Genomic DNA, 21,496 nt, shown 5'->3' with positions numbered 1-21,496 from the left:
GTAAGCAATTGCTTACCTTTTTTCATTAGTGTTTGAATGCAACGTATCCATCAATTAAAAAGCTAGTGATTTGAGTAAAGCCACATTCCTCCAGGATAACTAGTAGATTAGTTTTGGAAATAAGAAATCTTTCTGTTTCAAAACTTTAGCAAATGGACATTTTTTAATCGCTCGTGCCAGTAAGTTAGAGCGTACCAGTGGTTTTTATGATGATTATGTTGTTCTTTTCGAAAGAGCAAGATTGGAAGAAACCTTTCCTCTTATTGCAGAGGTATATAGTCTGACAACACCTGAGAAGCAAGTAATACGTAAAATCCTTACGGGTATGTCGACAAAGGAATTAGCTGGAGAATTTTGTATTTCTACATACACGGTACAGGATCATGTAAAATCTATTTTTGAAAAAGTTGGGGTGCGTAGTAGAAATGAACTGGTATGGGAAGTTTTTTCGAAGTTTTGTTTTGATATAGATAAATCAAAATAGAACAAGTCCACAAAAATCACATTAAATACGGTAAATGAGTTATAGAATAGGACTGAAAAAAGGTTATGGATGAAACATTCCATAACCTTTTTTATAAGTAGAATTGTCCTTTTTGAAAGTTTTGTTTCAACTTTTCGTCTAAAGAGACAAAAAGTTGTCACGAATTCGTCACAAATGGCATAAACATAAAGTAGACGAAGGGAAATATTTTCAAGGAGGTAAAACGTATGAAAACTATTCTTGCTATTGCTGGACTAATTTGGGTTTTATCACATGGCATTCCAATTTATGAAGGAGAACAAATTCGCAGTGCTTTAAATAAACAATTTAATGAATATCATGTTATAGATCGCCAAGATAATGTTGTAACAGTTCGTGTGAATGATTGTTTTCATACGGTTACTGTGGAAGGAACTTCTGTAGTGAATGATACAAAAGTATGTGACAAACAATAGATTGACAGAAGGGTCCCAATTTTAATTAGATAATTGGGGCTTTTATTTTTTGTGCCTAAATAAAATACCTAAGTAGCTTGTAGAAAAGAGGGAAATGATTGAACATTTATTCATTGGTTAACAATTATTATACAGTGGTAATATACTCATATGGGGTATCAATACATAAAAGTTAGTGCTATAATTGGTATACTTAGAAGGATGTAAATTTTGATTAGATGAAAAGAAACTTTGAGAAGGTGATAATATGGATCATAAAGAGCATGAAGCGGTAACACATAGATCAGAAAAAGAAAAAGAACAAATTATAAATAGATTAAAGAGAATTGAAGGACAAGTCCGTGGTATTCAAAATATGATTGAGAATGATCGTTATTGCGTTGATATTTTAGTGCAAATTTCAGCGATTAATGCAGCGATGAAAAAAGTAGGAATGGGTGTTTTAAAAAATCATACGAGTCATTGTGTTTCAGGCGCTATTAAGAATGGGAATGGTGACGAAGCAATTGAAGAACTAATGACAGTATTTGAACGTTTTTCAAAAGCGTAAAAAAAGCTAGTCTAATACTAGCTTTTTTTGTTTGTATGTAAATGAGGTATAGATACGTGTAATAGAAGCTTCCTACATAGAACAAAATAAAGATTTTAGAAAAAATCTAAAATCATGACATAAAACCATTGATTACCTTAGGGGGGTATGGTAAGATGTAGTTGTGATTAACAAACAATGAAGAAACAATAGGAGGATTTTAAATGGAACAGTTAACATTAAAAGTTGAAGGTATGTCTTGTGGCCATTGTGTAAATTCTATTGAAGGCAGTGTGAAAGAATTAAACGGTGTTGAACAAGTGAAAGTTCAATTAGCAGAGGGAACTGTTGAAGTGACTATCGATTCATCAGTTGTAACGTTAAAAGATATCGTTGCTGTAATTGAAGATCAAGGATACGATATTCAATAATTATTTTTAAATATGGAAATAAATCGTACTTTATATGAGTACGATTTATTTTGCTAATTACGATACCTTATAGGGGTATATTATAGAGGTGAGTTTAATGAATGAACAGAAAGAGGCCAATCTTCAAATATCAGGAATGACATGTGCAGCATGTGCAAATAGAATTGAAAAAGGTCTAAAAAAAGTAGAAGGTGTTCATGATGCAAATGTAAATTTTGCGCTTGAAAAAACAAAAATCATGTACGATCCAGCGAAAACGAATCCGCAACAATTTAAAGAGAAAGTTGAATCGTTAGGATATGGTATTGTAAGTGATAAAGCTGAGTTTACTGTTTCAGGAATGACATGTGCGGCATGTGCGAATAGAGTTGAAAAGCGTTTAAATAAGTTAGATGGTGTAAACAAAGCGACGGTTAACTTCGCTTTAGAATCGGCAACGGTAGACTTTAATCCGGATGAAATTAATGTAAGTGAAATGAAGAGTATCATTACAAAGTTAGGGTATAAATTAGAAGTGAAATCAGATGAGCAAGATGGATCAACAGATCATCGCTTACAAGAAATTGAAAGACAAAAGAAGAAATTTCTCATTTCGTTTATTTTATCATTCCCGTTATTGTGGGCAATGGTGAGTCACTTCTCATTTACATCGTTTATTTATTTACCAGATATGCTAATGAACCCTTGGGTACAACTAGCTCTTGCAACGCCAGTACAGTTTATTATTGGGGGACAGTTTTATATTGGTGCATATAAAGCGTTACGTAATAAAAGTGCCAACATGGATGTTCTCGTGGCACTTGGAACGTCTGCCGCTTATTTCTACAGTGTTTATTTAAGTATTCAGTCCATTGGTTCATCGGAACATATGACAGATTTATATTTTGAAACGAGTGCGGTACTTATTACATTAATTATTTTAGGGAAATTATTTGAGGCGAAAGCAAAAGGACGCTCATCAGAAGCTATTAAAAAGCTGATGGGATTACAAGCGAAGACAGCTACGGTTATGCGAGATGGAACAGAAATGAAAATTTTAGTTGAAGAAGTGGTAGCTGGTGATATCGTTTATGTAAAGCCTGGTGAAAAAATACCAGTTGATGGAGAAATTGTAGAAGGAAAATCAGCGATAGATGAATCGATGTTAACAGGTGAGAGTATTCCAGTTGATAAAACAATTGGGGATGTAGTAATCGGTTCTACAATGAATAAAAATGGATTTTTAAAAGTTAAAGTAACAAAGGTAGGAAGAGATACCGCATTAGCTCAAATCATTAAAGTAGTAGAAGAAGCTCAAGGATCGAAAGCTCCTATTCAAAGGGTAGCTGACCAAATTTCCGGTATTTTCGTACCAGTTGTAGTTGGAATTGCGATTATTACATTTATCGTGTGGATGGTATTTGTTACACCTGGTGATTTTGGAGGAGCACTGGAGAAAATGATAGCAGTACTTGTTATTGCTTGCCCGTGTGCTTTAGGTCTTGCAACACCTACATCTATTATGGCAGGATCAGGAAGATCGGCTGAATATGGTATTTTATTTAAAGGTGGAGAGCATTTAGAAGCGACGCATCGATTAGATACGGTTATTCTAGATAAAACAGGTACAGTGACAAATGGGAAGCCAGTGTTAACAGACGTAATTGTGGTAGATGGATGCCATGAAGAAGAAATACTACGTTTAGTGGGTGCGGCAGAAAAAAATTCTGAACATCCACTTGCAGAAGCAATTGTAGAAGGTATTAAAGAAAAGGGAATTGATATCCCAAGTTCGGATACGTTTGAAGCAATTCCTGGATTCGGTATCGAATCAGTTGTAGAAGGGAAACAATTATTAATTGGTACACGCCGATTAATGAAGAAATTCGATATTGATATTGAAGAAGTTTCTAAATCGATGGAAGAGCTAGAACGAGAAGGGAAAACAGCAATGCTTATTGCAATCGATAAAGAATATGCTGGTATAGTGGCTGTTGCAGATACAGTAAAAGATACTTCAAAAGCAGCTATCGCAAGACTTAAGAAAATGGGTTTAGACGTTGTTATGATTACAGGAGATAATACACAAACTGCACAGGCAATTGCAAAGCAAGTTGGTATAGACCACGTAATTGCAGAAGTATTACCAGAAGGAAAAGCAGAAGAAGTGAAAAAAATTCAAGCAAGTGGTAAAAAAGTAGCAATGGTTGGAGATGGAATAAATGATGCTCCTGCTCTTGCTACAGCGGATATCGGTATGGCAATTGGAACAGGAGCGGATGTAGCGATGGAAGCGGCAGATATTACGTTAATCCGCGGTGACTTAAATAGTATTGCTGATGCAATCTTTATGAGTAAAATGACGATAAGAAATATTAAACAAAATTTATTCTGGGCATTAGCTTATAACGCGTTAGGAATACCAATTGCAGCATTAGGTTTCTTAGCACCTTGGGTAGCTGGAGCAGCGATGGCATTTAGCTCTGTATCCGTTGTATTAAATGCATTACGATTACAAAGAGTTAAATTAAAATCTTAAAAAGCTACATTAAGTAATTGAATATAATTAAAAAACAATACTTTGAATAAGTATTGTTTTTTTGTTCGTATAGAAACTAAAACGATATAATAAAGAAGAATTATTGAATCGTATATAGTAGAAAAGTTAAGAGGTAGTTTGGTAAGGAGACTTGTATATGTTAAAAGATATTATAATTAGAACATTCCAGAAAGAGGATTTAGAACAAGTATTACAATTATTCTATGAAACGGTTCATACGGTTAATGCAAAAGATTATAATACGTTACAGTTAAATGCTTGGGCGCCAGAGCGACTAGATAAAGAAAGATGGCTACAGTCTTTAGAAAAGAATATTTGTTACGTTGTCGATTATAAAGGTGTGATAGTAGGGTTTGGGGATTATAATGATGATTATTACGTAGATCGCTTATTTACACATAAAGATTATCAAGGAAAAGGGATAGCTTCATACATACTACAGAAGTTAGAAAATGAAGCAGTGAACTTGCAGCGTAGGGATATATATACAGAGGCGAGTATTACAGCAAAACCTTTCTTTGAAAGTAAAGGTTTTATTTGCATAAAGGAACAAAATAAGCAGCATAATGGTCAGATTTTTATTAATTATGTTATGAAAAAAATAGCCTTCTCATAAATGAGAAGGCTATTTTTCATTATTTTACAGCTTCTTTTAGTTCTTTACCAGCTTTGAAAGCAGGTACTTTAGAAGCTGCGATTTGCATTTCTTCACCAGTTTGTGGGTTACGGCCTGTACGAGCAGCTCTTTCACGAACTTCGAAAGTACCGAATCCGATAAGTTGTACTTTTTCACCAGCAGCTAAAGTGTTAGTGATAGATTCTACTACAGTTTGTACAACTACAGTAGCTTCTTTTTGAGAAATCTCAGCATTTTGTGCTACGTTTTTAATTAATTCTGTTTTATTCATGTTTTTCACCTCATATGTAAATAATGCTATTTAAGTTGTTATTATAACGTATAAAACATTCGAGAACAAGTGTACGTAGATATATTCACGAAAAAAATGAAATTTGTAATATTTTTTAGGTCCACTTTATAGACATTCAATTTAAGCGGATACAGATCTGTTCTTTATTTCAGTCTTCTCTTTATTTGAAGGTAGTTTCTTATTATAAGTTATGAAATAAGGTAATGCCACAAATAACATACCTCCTACTAAATTTCCAAAGAAAACAAAAACGAAGTTTGGAAAATATTCAGCCCAAGTTAAATGACCAGCAAAAATGGCGGCAGGGATGACAAACATATTGGCTACAACGTGTTGAAATCCAATCGCAACAAAGGTCATAACCGGGAACCAAATACCGATAATTTTTCCGATAAATTCTTTACTTCCCATACTGAGCCAAACAGCTAAACAAACGAGCCAGTTACATCCGATTGCAGAAATGAAGGCTTGCAGTGGTGTATCTTGTAGCTTAGCTTGTGCAATTGAAACTGTTTTCGTTAAAAAAGCTCCCTCTGTTAATCCGACAATATGACCGAAAAAATAAGCAACGAATACAGCACCTATGAAGTTGCTAAACGTAACAATAACTAAATTTCGTATGAAGTGAAATAAATCAATTTTTTTGTAAAGCCATGCCATTGAAACGGTCATCATGTTGCCAGTTACTAATTCACCTCCCGCAAGAATAACAAGTATAAGACCGATAGGGAATACAGCCGCACCTAGAAAACCAGTAAATGATCCCCAAGATTTTGGCATTGTTCCAATAACATGAATATCAAGTAAATACCCTAGTGCTATGAAAGCACCACCAAAAAAACCGAGAATTAGCATAGGGAGTAATGATAAAAAAGCTTTTTTTCTTCCGGAATAAGCAGCAAGTTCCGTAATTTCTTCTGGTGTAAATACAGACATGAATAACCCCTCCGTAATAAAGTGATGGAACGAATAGAAGAAAGATTTTTGAAAATCTATGTATTATAAAAATATGTTATGAGTTCTGTATAAATTTGTCAAATCGAGATGGGAATAAAATCGAATATAGCTATCATTTTTTCATGTTGTCACATCAATGTAACAAAAAGGTTTTAAACTGCATCTAGAGGTGAAAACATGAATACGCATCATGTAAAAAAAGAGCAAAAAAAATCAATCTTAAAGAAATTTATTATTATTTTCATAAGTATATTAATGATTCCAGTAGGCTTGTATTTTTATGCGACAGAAATAGAACGAAAACTAGTAATAGTTACTTGGAACGAAATAGAAGCTCCTACAATTCCTAAAGAGTTTAATAACAAGAGAATATTGCAATTTTCAGATGTGCATTTAGGGCCAGATTTTACACTGAAACAATTAGAAAAATTGGTGGAGAAGATGAATGAGTTACATCCAGATATAGTAGTTTTTACAGGAGATTTAATAGATAAGTTTGGATCTTATAATGCGGAAAGAGAAGAAGCGACAGGCATTTTGCAGAAAATTCATGCTCCCCTAGGGAAATATGCTGTGTTTGGGAATCATGATAGAGGTGGGGGCGGTAGTTTATTTTACAAAAAGTACATGGAGAAAGCTGGTTTTTCTGTTTTAGTAAATGAAGTACAGAAAATTAAAGTGGAGAATAGCAAGTATATTACAATATCAGGTTTGGATGATTTCTTATTAGGGAATCCACAGATAGATTCGGCTTTAAAAGACTTAAGACAACAAGATTTTAATATGCTATTAGTGCATGAGCCTGATGTTGTAGACAAAGTAGCTCGTTATCCAGTTGATTTTCAAATGTCAGGACATAGTCACGGAGGACAAGTTCAGCTTCCTTTTGTAGGTCCATTAATTACTACGAAATTAGCTGAGGAGTACGTTGAAGGAATGTATGAATTAGAGGGAAAGGATAAGCCGTTACATTTATATGTAAATCGCGGTATTGGGACGACTCGAAAGCCAGTTAGGTTCTGGAGTGTACCTGAACTTTCAGTTTTTATATTGAAGAAAAATAGTAACTAGAATAGAACATTTAATATTTTTGGAAATTAAAAGTGCTTTCAAAGAAAGTACTCTTTTTTTATTGATTAAATGCAGAATATTATGTAACTTTTATTTAAAGCGTTAAAATGAAAGGGGAATTTCTATGATAGAAACATGGCATAAAGAATTGGAAAGTTTATATAACCAAATGGTTTCGTGGCGAAGAGATTTTCATCAATATCCAGAGCTATCGTTTCAAGAAATAGAAACACCGAAAAAAATAGCTGAGATCCTAAAAAATTTTCATATTGATGTGAAAACAAATGTAGGCGGAAGAGGGGTAATCGGCGTAATTGAAGGTGGAAAACCAGGAAAGACGATAGCGTTACGTGCTGATTTTGATGCACTACCTATTCAAGATGAAAAACAAGTTTCATATAAATCAAAGGTTCCTGGCGTAATGCACGCTTGTGGACATGATGGGCATACTGCAACACTTTTAGGCGTTGCGAAAGTATTAAGTGATAATAGAGACCAGCTTTCTGGGAAAGTAGTTCTTATTCATCAACATGCAGAAGAGAAAGAACCTGGCGGGGCAATTGCCATGATTGAGGACGGGTGTTTAGAAGGAGTAGATGTTGTGTTTTGTACACATTTATCTTCTCAAATGCCTTTAGGAATTGTTGGTGCGAAAGCTGGAGCCATGATGGCGGCAGCTGATACTTTTGAAGTGAAGATTCAAGGGCGAGGTGGTCACGGAGGTATGCCGCATCATACTATAGATGCCATTATCGTTGCAACACAAGTTATTAATCAGTTACAACTTTTAGTTAGTAGAAAAGTAGATCCGTTGCAATCTGTAGTATTAACAGTTGGTACATTTCATGCTGGTCAAGCAGATAATATTATTGCGGATACTGCTACATTTACAGGAACAATTCGAACGATAGATACCGCAGTGAGAGAATATATGGAGCAGGAATTTAAACGAGTTGTTGAGGGGATTTGTCAGTCTTTTCATGCTGAAGTTAATATTCAATATAAACGAGGCTATCCAATATTAATAAATCATGTAGATGAAACGAGTCATTTTATGGAAATCGCGAAACGTGACCTTGGAAGAGATAGAGTCATTGAAGTACCACCAATTATGGGTGGAGAAGATTATGCATATTATTTAGAACATGTTCCAGGAGTGTTTTTCTTCACAGGAGCGGGTAATGAAGAAATAAGAGCAACATATCCGCATCATCATCCTCAATTTGATTTTGATGAACGTGCAATGTTGGTTGGTGGGAAGTTACTTTTAAGCCTTGTAAATAGTTATTTAAGAGATGGAAAAGAAGCTCTTAAAACTGTAGATGTGAATGTGACAAAGTAATTTGCATAAATAAAAAATAACAATAGGTTATATAAAGTAACCTATTGTTGTTTTTGTTATTTTTGCGATGGAATAGCATCAAAATATGTTCTATAGCTGTTGGAGAATTCAAAGTTGTTTTTTGCATCCCAATTAATAGACCAAGACATTAGACCGCGAAATGCGGGGTAGCCATTTTGATTAGAAAGTTTATACTTTCCTCCGAAAGAAACTCCTTTAATGATATAATCCAAAGCTTTTTTCATTTCAGTTGGAGAAATATATCCGCCACTTGGAGCTGCCGCCGGTGCTGCAGGAAGTCCAATCATTACTTGATCTGAGCGAAGAGCCGGGAAAATGTTATTTGGATTACCACCTACAGGAAAACCATGTAAGAGCATATCTGCCATCGCGACCTCGTAGTCTGCGGTGCCTTGATTATAATTATTACCGTCCATCCCAATGCCCCTACCAGCATTGTAGTGTTGAACGTGAATGTACGTTAGTTTGTCTTTCACTCCGTAAATAATTGGTAAATATGCACCCCATATGCTTCCATATGCGCTATAACCACCCTGAACATAAGCTGTTTCAGGTGCCATGCTTAATAGAAAATCTGGACCGTAATGGTCTGAAATCATTCGAATAGCTGAGATAAGATTCACGATTTGAGGAGTTGTCGGGTTTTTAAAATTAGTGTCATTTCCGTTTAAGTAAATGCCTGATTCAAGGTCAATATCTATTCCATCAAAGCCGTATTTATCGATAAGAGATTGTATGGAATTAATAAAACGTTGCTTAGCAGCATTGTCAGGAAGTAAAACGACACCATTTTGTCCACCTATTGAAAGAACTACTTTTTTTCCTTTACTTTTTAAATAGGAAATATCAGATTTGAACTCTGTATCTGTACCATACACAGGGGAAAATTCAACAGTGGAACGATCACCACCAGTTTCACCGAAAGATACATTTATTACATCCCATTTTGGTGAAACGTCTTTTAATTTAATAATGCCAGTACCGTTATCAAAGTTATGCCAGTATCCAACGAGTAATTTTGATCCTAAATTGTTTGCGGCGTGTGTTTGGAAGGGGGCTAGTGGTAGCAGTAAGAAAATTACTAAAATACACCAAATGAATTTGAACTTGTTTAACATATTAACACTCCTATACAAAAAGTTGTCTAGATGTATAATCTTGTTCATTCAATGATATCTGAAAATTCAATCTTTTGTAAAGTGATAATAATTTTCTCAACAATTGTGAATGGAAAATTATTAAACCTAATGTAATAATTTCTGTAGGAGGTTGGATTACAATTGTTAAATTCAGAATATTTTGATATATTTAAAGTATAGGACAAGATTTTTTGCATAATACTCTTACATAAATTTCAAAATCAAGGTTGGAAGGGGATGTACAAGAGTTGGATAAAAATCTTAAGAAAGACCTCAAAATACGCCACATTACAATGATTTCAATTGGCGGCGTAATAGGGGCTGGTCTGTTTGTTGGAAGTGGTGCAGTTGTGCATTCAGCAGGACCAGGTTCTATCGTTTCATATGCATTAGCAGGACTTCTAGTCATTTTCGTCATGAGAATGTTGGGGGAAATGGCAGCTATTAACCCGACAAGTGGTTCATTTGCAACATATGCACGAGAAGCAATTGGTCCATGGGCGGGTTATACAATTGGGTGGCTATACTGGTTTTTCTGGGTAATTGTTATTGCAATAGAAGCTACAGCAGGTGCTGGTATTATCCAATACTGGATTCCACAAATCCCACTATGGTTATTAAGTTTACTATTAACAATTTTATTAACGTTGACGAACGTTTTTTCGGTGAAATCATTTGGAGAGTTTGAATATTGGTTTTCCTTTATTAAAGTAATAAGTATTGTCTTGTTCCTTTGTCTTGGACTTGCTGTTATTTTAGGGTTTGTGCCGGGAACGGAAGCACCTGGTACTTCAAATTTAATAGGGCAAGGAGGATTTATGCCAAATGGTATAAGTTCAGTGCTGCTTGGTATAACGGTTGTTATATTTTCATTTATGGGCTCAGAGATTGTGGCTGTAGCCGCTGGTGAGTCTGCCGAACCTGTAAAAGCAGTAAAAACAGCAACAAATAGTGTAATTTGGCGCATTCTCGTATTTTTCATTGGATCTATTGCTGTAGTTGTTACACTCCTTCCATGGAATTCAGCAAACATACTAAAAAGTCCGTTTGTAGCGGTACTTGAACATATAGGTATACCTGCGGCTGCGCAAATTATGAATTTTATCGTTTTAACAGCAGTACTTTCTTGCTTAAATTCGGGTTTATATACAAACTCAAGAATGCTTTTTTCGATGGCAGAAAGAGGAGATGCTCCAAAGGCATTTTTAAAATTGAACAGTAGTGGTGTTCCAGTTCGGGCAGTTTTATTTGGAACATTCTTCGCTTATATTGGAGTTGTTTTTAGTTACATATCTCCAGATAAAGTCTTTTTATTTTTAGTGAATGCATCTGGTGGGATTGCGTTACTAGTTTATCTCGTTATAGCAGTTTCACATTTAAAGATGCGTAAAAAAATGGGGAAAGTAGAACAACAAAATTTGAAAGTGAAAATGTGGCTTTTCCCGTATGTAACGTATGTTACAATTGCCGCAATTATAGCAGTTTTAGTTGCAATGCTTGCAATTGAATCCTTACGTTCACAAGCACTTTTAACGATGCTTGTTACTGTTCTTATTATAGTTTCTTATTTTATTTTTAATAGAAATAAAAATAGCACAGTTTTGAATTCTAAGAGTAGGAATGAGGAATCCGTTCGATTCTAATTTCTTGTTTTCGAAAAGAGTTACATCCAATCATTGCTAGAAAAGATTCATATATAAGTATAGAAACAAATAATCACTATTGTCACAGTAAATATAAACTTTTTTCTTGACTTTTTATACGAAGGCGAGCAAAATGGTAAAAAAGGAAGGGGGGATGATGATGGAAGAGTACGTATTAGAGCTGTATAATCTGTTATATACGACAGAATGGCAAGATATTGTTTCATTTCTAGGGATATTATTTTGCATGAAAATTGTAATCGTATATGTGGAAGAGCAAGGTATGTTCTATTCCTTCTCATCCCCGTTCGATTTGCAACGCGAGCCGTTGCTAAACTATGCCAATATAAATTACGAACAAATTCCTTTTGTTATCTTCTTTATGATTCGATTTATAACAGCGATTGTAAAGAAAAAAGAAAGTGATGATGAAGAGTGCCACTCAACTTGTAATATAGCGTACGCTTTTTAAGCTAAATACAAGGAGGAGATTTATATGTGGTTTCGATTTCTTATGATTGGTTTCTTTTCATTAACAGCAATTTCATTAATGGGATATCAAGTGTCTGAAATTTTTCAAGCATATAGCGATACGTTTTTTCACAAAAACTAATCGCATTGCTATTTGAATAATAAAGCGATAAAATCCTTCTTAAGAGATTTGGTTAAGAGGGATTTTTTTCTTTGCCTCGTCTTACTGTGTCAAACTATTGTCACATTTACACTGTGAATAATATGTTAAAATAGTGAGGTTACGTATACATATTTGAAGGAAGAGGGAGTGACCATTTTGGTGGATCAATCAACAAATCAGAAAAGCTATGCTCCTATTGTGATAACGCTTTCTGTAATTGTAAATGCGATTATTTTATTTTTGTTCTTTGGACCTGTTGGCTATGAAGGAGAATTACATTTTGATGTAACAATTTTACCAATGTTAAATGCAATCTTTAATAGCTTTACGTTTGTATTTTTATTAGCAGCTTTATTCTCTATTATTAAGAAGAATGTAAAAATGCATCGTGGTTTTATTCTTGCAGCATTTACAACGACTTTGCTATTTTGTGTTTCATATTTATCGTATCATTACTTGGCGCCAGCAACGCATTTTGGAGGAGAAGGTTTCATTAAATATGTGTATTTCTTCATTTTAATTACGCATATTATCCTTGCAGCGATTATCGTACCACTTGCATTGTTTGCACTTGTATTTGGTTTTACAAATCAATTAACACGTCACCGTAAAATTGTACGTTGGACGATGCCGATTTGGTTATATGTAAGCTTATCTGGTGTTATTGTTTACTTAATGATCTCACCTTATTATCAATAAAAAATCTCAGCCTTTAGGCTGGGATTTTTTTGTTAAGCAAATATTTTTGTGAAATGAAAAAAATATGTTATATAAAAGTATAGTTGCTTTTCATATGGAAGGGATGGTAAAGGAATATGCAAAATTTTGTATTTCGTAATCCAACGAAACTTATTTTTGGTAAAGGCCAATTAGAACAGTTAAAAGTTGAAATTCCACAATTTGGTAATAAAGTTCTTCTCGTATATGGAGGAGGCAGTATTAAAAGAAACGGTATTTATGATAATGTAATTTCTATTTTAAAGGGTATAAATGCGGAAGTATTTGAATTGACAGGTGTTGAACCGAATCCCCGTTTATCAACTGTAAAGAAAGGGATTCAAATTTGTAAAGACAATGGTGTCGAATTTATTTTAGCAGTTGGTGGAGGAAGTGTAATCGACTGTACGAAAGCAATTGCAGCTGGTAGTAAATACGATGGAGATGTATGGGACATTGTAACGAAAAAAACATTTGCTAGAGAGGCGTTACCATTTGGTACTGTACTTACCCTTGCAGCCACTGGATCTGAAATGAATGCAGGATCTGTAATTACAAACTGGGAAACGAATGAAAAATATGGCTGGGGTAGCCCAGTTACTTTCCCGCAGTTTTCGATTTTGGATCCAGTCCATACTGCATCTGTACCGAAAGATCAAACAATTTACGGTATGGTAGATATTATGTCACACGTATTAGAGCAATATTTCCATCATGGAACAAATACAGAACTACAAGATCGTTATTGTGAATCTGTTTTAAGAACAGTAATTGAAACAGCTCCTAAGCTTTTAAGTGATCTAGAAAATTATGAGCATAGGGAAACGATTTTATATTGCGGTACGATGGCGTTAAACGGCATTTTAGCGATGGGAGTAAAAGGAGACTGGGCAACTCATAATATTGAGCATGCAGTTTCTGCTGTTCATGACATACCACATGGAGGTGGCCTCGCGATACTATTCCCGAACTGGATGAAGCATGTTGTAGATGAAAATGTAAGTCGTTTTAAACAGTTCGCTATTCGTGTATTCGATGTAGAAACAGATGGGAAGACAGATCGAGAAGTTGCGTTGGAAGGAATCGGGGCGTTACGTCAATTTTGGACTTCAATTGAAGCACCAGCAACATTAGCTGATTACGGTATTGGGGAAAATGAAATTGATTTAATGGCGGATAAAGCGATGGCTTATGGTGAATTCGGTAACTTTAAAAAATTAAATAAAGATGATGTTCTAAATATATATAAAGCTTCTTTATAAGTGAATCGAGAAAAGAAACCTATTTGATTGTTGTATCAAATAGGTTTCTTTTTTTGTTATTTATAATCGTTTTTGATTGTTAGTGATTATTTTTGGTTGTTTATGGTTGATTTTTGTGATCGTTTTCATTATACTGTAATCAAAGAAGAGGTGAAGAAAATGCTAACTCCTGAACGTCATCAAATGATATTGCAACTTGTAAAAGAACAGAAAGTTGTTAAATTACAGCAATTAGTTGAAAGGACAGAAAGCTCTGAATCAACAATTCGTCGTGACTTAGCACAATTGGAAAAACAAAGGTTATTAAAAAGAGTTCATGGCGGTGCCTCTTTATTAACTGGAAAAGGGCAGGAGCCAACGATGGTTGAAAAATCATCCAAAAACATTCATATAAAGCAACAAATCGCCAAGTATGCGGCTAGCATTGTTGAACAAGGTGATTGCATTTATTTAGATGCAGGAAGTACAACATTTGAAATGATTCCATTTTTAATAAATAAAGATGTTACTGTCGTGACGAATGGGCTTATGCATATTGAATCTTTAGTTGAAAATAATATTCGTGCGTATTTACTAGGCGGGATGATGAAGAGTAGGACGAAAGCTTTAATCGGTGCGATGGCACAGGAAAGTATGCAGAAGTACCGCTTTGATAAGTGTTTTTTAGGAGCGAATGGTGTACATGAACAGCTTGGTTTTACAACACCAGACCCAGAAGAGGCGCTTTTAAAACAAATGGCATTAACATTAGCAAACGAAGGATATTTTTTAATTGATGAAAGTAAGTTTTCAGAAGTTGCGTTTGCGAAAATTGCGAGTGTTGAAGATGCAAACATTATTACAAACCATTTAGAAATTGATTTAGAAAAATATAAAAGACAAACCAATGTAATTGAGGCTGATAAACAATGATCTATACAGTTACTTTAAACCCATCTATTGATTATGTAGTACAAGTTAACTCTTTTGATTTAGGAATAGTGAACCGAGCAGAGAAAGATATGAAGTTTCCTGGAGGAAAAGGGATTAATGTTTCTCGCGTTCTTCATCGTTTGGATGTCGAAAATGTAGCGCTTGGATTTACGGGTGGATTTACCGGTCAATTTATTCAAGATGTATTACAAGATGAAGGTGTAACAACAAACTTCGTACAAGTAGACGGAGATTCACGAATTAATGTAAAAATAAAAGGGCAAGAAGAAACAGAGTTAAATGGACAAGGTCCTATTGTGACAAATGAGCAATTCGAGCAATTAATGAAAAAAATCGAAAGTATGCAATCTGGAGATTGTGTTGTACTAGCTGGAAGTTTGCCAGCTTCTATTCCAACTACCTTCTATGAATCAATCGCAGCGTTTGGAGCAGAAAAAGGCATTCGCGTAGTCGTAGATGCAAGTGGTAGTGCGTTAAAACATGTAATTAAAAATAAGCCATTTTTAATAAAGCCAAATCATCATGAACTTGGTGATTTATTCGGAGTAGAACTTTTAACAGTAGAAGACATTTTACCGTATGGAAGAAAATTAATCGAACAAGGTGTAGAGCACGTTATCGTATCAATGGCCGGAGAGGGAGCTTTATTATTTACGGCAGAAGGTATATATGAAGCAACTGTTCCGAAAGGTGTTGTTATTAATTCGGTTGGGGCAGGAGATTCTCTTGTTGCTGGATTTGTAGGTAAATATGAGCAGACAAAGGATATTGAAAAAGCATTTCAATATGGTGTTGCAACAGGGAGTGCAACAGCATTTTCGGCAGATTTATGTAAGAAGGAAAAAGTAGAAGAATTATTGTCGCAAGTAATTGTAGCTAAGCGATAGGGGGGGGCAACATATGAAAATTACAGAACTATTAAAAAGGGATACAGTCATTATGAATTTGACAGCTTCAAATAAAGAAGCTGTCATAGATGAATTAGTTGAGAAATTAAGCGGGGCAAATCGTTTAAATAGTGAAATTGAATTTAAAGAAGCTATTTTAAAGCGGGAGTCTCAAAGTACAACTGGAATTGGGGAAGGTATTGCAATACCACATGCGAAGACGAAAGCTGTTAAGCAACCAGCGATTTGTTTTGGTAGAAGTGTAAGCGGTATCAACTATGAATCGCTTGATGGACAGCCTGCGCATTTATTTTTTATGATTGCTGCAAGTGAAGGGGCGAATAATACTCATTTAGAAACATTATCTCGTTTGTCTACGTTATTGATGGATGAAGGCTTTCGCAAGCAATTATTAGAAGCGAAGGATGAAAGTGAGCTTCTTCGTCTATTTGATGAAAAAGAGAATGAAAAGGAAGAAGAAGTTGAAGTATCAAAACCAGAAGGGAATGAACCATACGTATTAGCGGTTACGGCTTGTCCAACTGGAATCGCTCACACATATATGGCTGCAGATAGTTTGAAAGCAAAAGCTGCAGAGTTAGGAATTGCGATTAAAGTTGAAACGAATGGATCAACAGGTGTAAAGAACGGCTTAACGAAAGAGGATATTGATCGTGCAACAGCAATTATTGTAGCTGCAGATAAACAAGTCGAAATGAACCGTTTTGCTGGGAAACATGTCATTCAAGTGCCAGTCGCTGATGGGATTAGAAAAACTGAAGTCCTTCTTAATCGAGCTGTAAAACAAGATGCACCAATCTTTAAAGGTGTAAAAGAGGATGGGAAGGCAGAAAGTATAGAGAAAGAAAAAGGATTAGGAATTTATAAGCATTTAATGAGCGGTGTAAGTAATATGCTTCCATTCGTTGTTGGTGGCGGGATTTTAATCGCACTAGCATTTATGTTCGGTGGAATTAAGGCAAAAGGTCCTATTGCTGAAATATTAATGGCTATTGGTGGTGGAGAAAAAGGAGCTTTCTTATTCCTTGTTCCAATTTTAGCTGGATTTATTGCAAGCTCTATTGCTGATCGTCCTGGTTTTATGCCTGGTGTTGTCGGTGGATTTCTAGCAGCACAAGCGAATGCTGGATTTTTAGGTGGATTAATTGCTGGTTTCTTAGCGGGATATGTTGTTGTTGGTTTGAAAAAGTTATTTTCTGGTTTGCCAGCACAGTTAGAAGGGATTAAACCGGTCTTGCTATATCCGGTATTTGGGTTACTAATTACAGGTGTTATCATGTTAAAAGTAGTCAATCCACCTGTAGTTGCGTTAAATGAAATGTTAACGAGTTGGTTAAATAGTTTAGGTGGTACAAATGCTATACTATTAGGTTTAATTCTAGGCGGTATGATGGCAATTGATATGGGGGGACCAATTAATAAAGCGGCATTTACATTTGGTATCGCTGCAATTTCGGCAGGAAACTTTGGTGTACACTCGGCAGTTATGGCTGGTGGTATGGTACCTCCACTTGCAATCGCATTTGCAACTACATTCTTTAAATCAAAGTTTACTGAAGCGGAACGTAAATCTGGTTTCACAAATTATATTATGGGAGTGTCATTTATTACAGAAGGTGCGATTCCATTTGCGGCTGCAGATCCGGTTCGAGTAATTGTAAGTTGTGTTGTTGGTTCAAGTATTGCAGGTGCCTTATCTATGTTATTTCAAATTACATTGCCAGCACCGCATGGTGGACTTTTTGTCATCGCATTAGTAAATAAACCTTGGCTATATATTTTCTCTATATTAATAGGGGCAGTTGTTTCGGCTCTTATGATGGGGTTCTGGAAAAAGAAAGTTAAATAATAAATGAAAAGGGAGTAGCTTCTATTAGCTGCTCCTTTTTATTACAAAAAAGTAGTTTAATAATTAGAGAATGATGAATTTTGGTAAAAGATGTAATGAAATATGTTTTTTTTGTAACAAAAAAGTAATACTGTAATTTTTTCTGGAAAAAAATTCTTATGCTTGTATGTGGAAAATATATGAAAACTATTGGAGATTCTATTGGAAATGCACTTCATTAATATGGAAATTTATGTTACAACTCATTAATCATATATTACGAATGCTTTGTAATTGTGTGATTTCTAAAAATCCTAAAAATCTGTTGCTATAATGAAAATACGAAAACAAAGCGAATGGAGGCTATTCATGAAAAAATTATTAGGTATAGCAACAGCAGCGGTTTTTGGTCTTGGGATTTTTGTAGGTTCTGCTAAAGCGGAAACGATTGTAACAACAGACGTATTGAATGTTAGAGAAAACCCAACTGTAGAATCAAAGCTTGTAGGTAAAATGTTAAGTGGGAATAAATTAGATGTTATAAATACAGAAAACGGATGGACGAAAATTAAATTAAATGGTAAAGAAGCGTTTGTAAGTGCTGAGTTTACAAAAAGTACATATTATGTAACGGCAGGCGTATTAAATGTTCGTGCTGAAGCGAATACTGACTCTGAAATTCTTGGCAAACTTAATAAAGATGATGTAATTGAAACGACAAATCAAGTTCAAAATGAATGGTTACAATTCGACTATAATGGAAAAATTGGATATGTTCACGTGCCATTTTTAACAGGAACGGCACCTGTGATTGAAAAGAAAGAAGTTGTAACTCAAGAAGAAGCGCCGGCTAGAGTAAATAAGTCGGTTAAAAATAATACAGCAGTTCAGAGCAAAGAGTCTGTTAAGAATGTAGAATCAAGTAACCCTGTGGAAAAAGCAAAGCCAGCTGCGAAACCAGTTACGAAATCTACTGAAACAAGTGCACCTACTGGCGGTCGTGAAATAACAGTAGAAGCGACGGCGTATACAGCAGATCCGAGTGAGAATGGTACGCATGGTGGTCGGGTATTAACTGCAATGGGGCATGATTTAACAGCAAATCCAAATATGAAAGTAATCGCGGTTGATCCGAAAGTAATTCCACTAGGGTCAAAAGTATGGGTAGAAGGATATGGAGAAGCAATTGCGGGAGATACTGGTGGTGCGATTAAAGGAAATCGTATTGATGTATTAGTGGGCTCAGATGGCAGTGCTAATAGTTGGGGACGTAAATCTGTAAAAGTGAAAGTTATAGAATAGTGTATATGTATTAATATAAAAGGCGGTTGCTTGAAAATATGTAAGCAACCGCCTTTTTATGGATTATTGAAAGGGATAAATAGTTTTACCTGTAATAATTTTATATGCACTGCAAAATTGAGTTTGCATATACTCTGTATTTTTATTTTCTGGATGTAACGTTGTTTCTTGAAGAGTAGAATGAAAAGAACGTAGCAAACAATTTAGAGCGAAGTATAATTCTTCTTGTGAACAATTTTGTTCTTTTGTAGCAGTAGCTAAAATGAGGTCTTTTGTCAAAGATGAAAAATTGATGGTAGATTGTTTCATAGTCAACCCATCCTCTCGAAGCTATTTTTTATCATGTATATGCAGAATTGGACAAACTATGTTCTTTTTATATATAATTTCATGTACCGAAATGAAAGAACTTGCAATCATGCCATTAAAATTGGTAAGATTGGGTATAATCAATAGATGGAGTACATTACATAAAGAGAGTTGAATGATATGGGAGAAGTGCAACGTGAAAAAGTTGCTGTCATCATTGGACCAACTGCTGTTGGGAAGACGAAGTTAAGTATTGATCTTGCCAAAGCGTTGAACGGTGAAATTATAAGTGGTGATTCCATGCAGATTTATCGTACGATGGATATTGGGACTGCAAAGGTGACAAAAGAAGAGATGGACGGAATTCCACATTATATGGTCGATATAAAAGATCCGGAAGATTCATTTTCTGTTGCAGAATTTCAAGAACGTGTTCGTAAGCATATTCGAGAGATTACAGAGCGTGGAAAATTACCAATTATAGTTGGTGGAACTGGTCTTTATATACAATCAGTTTTATTCGATTATCAGTTTACAGATGATGCTGGTGATGCTACATACCGAGAACAAATGGAAAAGTTAGCTTTAGAACGTGGTGTGGAATATGTACATGAAAAATTGCAAGAAGTAGATCCGGAAAGTGCGGAGCGTATTCATGCAAATAATGTGCGACGTGTCATTCGGGCGTTAGAAATTTTCCGTACGACGGGCGAAAAAATGAGTGACCAAATTGAAAAACAAGAAAAAGAGTTACTCTATGATGTGTCATTAATTGGCTTGACAATGGATCGAGAAATGCTATACGATCGCATTAACTTACGAGTGGATTTGATGATGGAACAAGGTCTATTAGAGGAAGTAGAAGGTCTGTATAATAGAGGGATACGAGATTGTCAATCTATTCAAGCGATTGGGTATAAAGAGATATATGATTATTTTGAGAATCGTGTCTCTTTAGAAGAAGCGGTATCACAATTAAAGACGAATTCACGTCGTTATGCAAAGCGTCAATTAACATGGTTCCGTAATAAGATGGATGTCACATGGTTTGATGTTACAGATGGTGAAAAAACGTCAGAAATTTTACGATACATAGAAGGAAAGTTACAACTAAAGTCGAATAATAGTAAGTAGAGAAAAAGAGGAGGATTCGACATGAAGCAATCAATCAATATTCAAGATCAGTTTTTAAATCAACTCCGTAAAGAGAATACGTTTGTTACGCTGTACTTATTAAATGGTTTCCAGCTTCGTGGATTAATTAAAGGATTTGATAATTTTACAGTCCTACTGGAAACAGAAGGTAAGCAACAGCTTATTTATAAACATGCAATTTCTACATTTGTACCTCAAAAAAATGTTTCAATTGAATTAGAGTAGTAATGAATTATTGTACATAACAAAAAAAGAGCGAGTTTCTCGCTCTTTTTTTATTTGTCATAAACAATACATAGTGAAATTTAAGCGATTCTAAATACAGTAAGGCGAATGTTAGTGTTTCCAGTTGCAGGGATCGTAATCTCGTTAAGAGTAGATTGGACAGAAATGTTTGCGCCAGCTGCTAACGTTTCGATTGTAGTAAATGAAAGTGAGTCGCCTATTAGATTTGAAGAGAAGTTGTCAGTTGCGACTGCCCCATTAATTGAAATTCCTACTCCAAGAGGAGCGCAACCTGGCGCAGTTGTAGAAATGGATACGCTAATTACATAAATACCAGCATTAATAACAGTAACTGTATTTGTGCCGTTAAAGATAATATTGTTTGCGTTAATTGCAGTACTAAAAATAAAGTTATTAAATTGAAGTACTGTTTGTTGAATGTTGTTTGTTACAACAATTGTTGCTACTGGGAAGCTAGGTCCAGAAGGTCCAGTCGGTCCTGTAATACCAATTCCAGTAGCACCAGTAGGTCCTTGAGGTCCAGTAGCGCCCGTAATACCTTGAGGCCCTTGAGATCCAGTGGCCCCAGTAGCGCCCGTGTTACCCTGAGGTCCTTGAGGTCCGGTAGCGCCCGTAATACCTTGAGGCCCTTGAGATCCAGTGGCCCCAGTAGCGCCCGTGTT

At 35.2% G+C, this 21,496-nt stretch carries 22 protein-coding genes and 2 pseudogenes; 18 read left to right on the top strand and 6 right to left on the bottom strand.

Going from position 1 to position 21,496, the window contains the following annotated elements:
• Positions 1–25: 25 nt before the first annotated feature.
• Positions 26–145, bottom strand: a pseudogene (locus ACQKNR_RS01295) (class I SAM-dependent methyltransferase); the annotation flags it as partial.
• Between ACQKNR_RS01295 and ACQKNR_RS01290 the strand changes: the two are divergent.
• The 6 genes and pseudogenes from ACQKNR_RS01290 to ACQKNR_RS01265 all read left to right on the top strand — a co-directional run.
• Positions 146–484, top strand: a pseudogene (locus ACQKNR_RS01290) (helix-turn-helix transcriptional regulator); the annotation flags it as partial.
• A gap of 227 nt (positions 485–711) precedes the next feature.
• Complete coding sequence (locus ACQKNR_RS01285; RefSeq protein ID WP_193409921.1) at positions 712–939, top strand: hypothetical protein; 228 nt, start codon at positions 712–714, stop codon at positions 937–939.
• A 247-nt stretch (positions 940–1,186) separates the two neighbouring features.
• A complete protein-coding gene (locus ACQKNR_RS01280; RefSeq protein ID WP_000349637.1) occupies positions 1,187–1,489 on the top strand; it encodes a metal-sensing transcriptional repressor in 303 nt (100 codons plus the stop codon).
• A 203-nt stretch (positions 1,490–1,692) separates the two neighbouring features.
• Entirely contained in the window at positions 1,693–1,899 is a 207-nt protein-coding gene (gene copZ, locus ACQKNR_RS01275; protein WP_427314811.1) for a copper chaperone CopZ, read from the top strand.
• A 97-nt stretch (positions 1,900–1,996) separates the two neighbouring features.
• Positions 1,997–4,417, top strand: coding sequence for a heavy metal translocating P-type ATPase (locus ACQKNR_RS01270; RefSeq protein ID WP_427314809.1), 2,421 nt, complete (start codon positions 1,997–1,999; stop codon positions 4,415–4,417).
• A 157-nt stretch (positions 4,418–4,574) separates the two neighbouring features.
• Positions 4,575–5,054 carry a GNAT family N-acetyltransferase gene (locus ACQKNR_RS01265; protein ID WP_427314807.1) on the top strand — a complete coding sequence of 160 codons (480 nt, stop codon included), beginning with the start codon at positions 4,575–4,577 and terminating at the stop codon, positions 5,052–5,054.
• Between the two features lie 19 nt (positions 5,055–5,073).
• Here the strand turns inward: ACQKNR_RS01265 and ACQKNR_RS01260 are convergent, their stop codons facing one another.
• Both ACQKNR_RS01260 and ACQKNR_RS01255 read right to left on the bottom strand, forming a co-directional pair.
• Positions 5,074–5,346: an HU family DNA-binding protein gene (locus ACQKNR_RS01260; protein WP_001043904.1), complete on the bottom strand. Its 273-nt coding sequence runs from the start codon at positions 5,344–5,346 to the stop codon at positions 5,074–5,076.
• Between the two features lie 141 nt (positions 5,347–5,487).
• Positions 5,488–6,303 carry a formate/nitrite transporter family protein gene (locus tag ACQKNR_RS01255; RefSeq protein ID WP_427314805.1) on the bottom strand — a complete coding sequence of 272 codons (816 nt, stop codon included), beginning with the start codon at positions 6,301–6,303 and terminating at the stop codon, positions 5,488–5,490.
• Positions 6,304–6,501: 198 nt separating this feature from the next.
• On the opposite strand from ACQKNR_RS01255, the gene ACQKNR_RS01250 reads away from it, so the two are divergent.
• Together ACQKNR_RS01250 and ACQKNR_RS01245 are read left to right on the top strand one after the other, a co-directional pair.
• On the top strand, positions 6,502–7,395 hold the full coding sequence (locus tag ACQKNR_RS01250; RefSeq protein WP_427314803.1) for a metallophosphoesterase: 894 nt from the start codon (positions 6,502–6,504) through the stop codon (positions 7,393–7,395).
• Between the two features lie 124 nt (positions 7,396–7,519).
• Complete coding sequence (locus tag ACQKNR_RS01245) at positions 7,520–8,737, top strand: M20 metallopeptidase family protein (RefSeq protein WP_427314801.1); 1,218 nt, start codon at positions 7,520–7,522, stop codon at positions 8,735–8,737.
• Between the two features lie 56 nt (positions 8,738–8,793).
• On the opposite strand, the gene ACQKNR_RS01240 is transcribed toward ACQKNR_RS01245, so the two are convergent.
• On the bottom strand, positions 8,794–9,876 hold the full coding sequence (locus tag ACQKNR_RS01240) for a chitinase (protein WP_427314799.1): 1,083 nt from the start codon (positions 9,874–9,876) through the stop codon (positions 8,794–8,796).
• A 269-nt stretch (positions 9,877–10,145) separates the two neighbouring features.
• Between ACQKNR_RS01240 and gabP the strand changes: the two genes are divergently transcribed.
• The 8 genes from gabP to entD all read left to right on the top strand — a co-directional run bounded on the left by gabP (position 10,146) and on the right by entD (position 19,124).
• Positions 10,146–11,540 (top strand): GABA permease, encoded by a 1,395-nt coding sequence (gene gabP / locus ACQKNR_RS01235; RefSeq protein WP_427314798.1) that lies wholly within the window; start codon positions 10,146–10,148, stop codon positions 11,538–11,540.
• 106 nt (positions 11,541–11,646) lie between these two features.
• Positions 11,647–12,012 (top strand): hypothetical protein, encoded by a 366-nt coding sequence (locus tag ACQKNR_RS01230; protein ID WP_427314797.1) that lies wholly within the window; start codon positions 11,647–11,649, stop codon positions 12,010–12,012.
• 318 nt (positions 12,013–12,330) lie between these two features.
• Positions 12,331–12,873, top strand: coding sequence for a DUF420 domain-containing protein (locus ACQKNR_RS01225; protein ID WP_002173006.1), 543 nt, complete (start codon positions 12,331–12,333; stop codon positions 12,871–12,873).
• A 116-nt stretch (positions 12,874–12,989) separates the two neighbouring features.
• Positions 12,990–14,153 (top strand): iron-containing alcohol dehydrogenase, encoded by a 1,164-nt coding sequence (locus tag ACQKNR_RS01220; RefSeq protein WP_427314795.1) that lies wholly within the window; start codon positions 12,990–12,992, stop codon positions 14,151–14,153.
• Between the two features lie 159 nt (positions 14,154–14,312).
• A complete protein-coding gene (locus ACQKNR_RS01215; RefSeq protein ID WP_427314793.1) occupies positions 14,313–15,065 on the top strand; it encodes a DeoR/GlpR family DNA-binding transcription regulator in 753 nt (250 codons plus the stop codon).
• On the top strand, positions 15,062–15,973 hold the full coding sequence (pfkB, locus tag ACQKNR_RS01210; protein ID WP_427314791.1) for a 1-phosphofructokinase: 912 nt from the start codon (positions 15,062–15,064) through the stop codon (positions 15,971–15,973). Before ACQKNR_RS01215 ends, pfkB begins: the two co-directional genes overlap by 4 nt.
• A gap of 13 nt (positions 15,974–15,986) precedes the next feature.
• On the top strand, positions 15,987–17,843 hold the full coding sequence (locus ACQKNR_RS01205; protein WP_427314789.1) for a PTS fructose transporter subunit IIABC: 1,857 nt from the start codon (positions 15,987–15,989) through the stop codon (positions 17,841–17,843).
• A gap of 348 nt (positions 17,844–18,191) precedes the next feature.
• Positions 18,192–19,124, top strand: coding sequence for a cell wall-binding protein EntD (gene entD, locus ACQKNR_RS01200; protein WP_427314787.1), 933 nt, complete (start codon positions 18,192–18,194; stop codon positions 19,122–19,124).
• 63 nt (positions 19,125–19,187) lie between these two features.
• On the opposite strand, the gene ACQKNR_RS01195 is transcribed toward entD, so the two are convergent.
• Positions 19,188–19,433, bottom strand: coding sequence for a hypothetical protein (locus tag ACQKNR_RS01195; protein ID WP_427314785.1), 246 nt, complete (start codon positions 19,431–19,433; stop codon positions 19,188–19,190).
• A gap of 180 nt (positions 19,434–19,613) precedes the next feature.
• Between ACQKNR_RS01195 and miaA the strand changes: the two genes are divergently transcribed.
• Together miaA and hfq are read left to right on the top strand one after the other, a co-directional pair.
• Entirely contained in the window at positions 19,614–20,567 is a 954-nt protein-coding gene (gene miaA, locus ACQKNR_RS01190) for a tRNA (adenosine(37)-N6)-dimethylallyltransferase MiaA (RefSeq protein WP_427314783.1), read from the top strand.
• Positions 20,568–20,588: 21 nt separating this feature from the next.
• Complete coding sequence (gene hfq, locus ACQKNR_RS01185) at positions 20,589–20,813, top strand: RNA chaperone Hfq (RefSeq protein WP_000813896.1); 225 nt, start codon at positions 20,589–20,591, stop codon at positions 20,811–20,813.
• 80 nt (positions 20,814–20,893) lie between these two features.
• Here hfq and ACQKNR_RS01180 read toward each other — a convergent pair.
• On the bottom strand, positions 20,894–21,496 hold a 603-nt coding region (locus ACQKNR_RS01180; RefSeq protein WP_427314781.1), incomplete at its 5' end, for a Gly-Xaa-Xaa repeat protein.

The sequence above is a fragment of the Bacillus sp. NPDC094077 genome, from assembly GCF_050279465.1.
GTDB lineage: Bacteria > Bacillota > Bacilli > Bacillales > Bacillaceae_G > Bacillus_A.
Note: the sequence above shows the minus strand (reverse complement) of the source record. Positions and strands in the feature narration are given on the sequence as shown.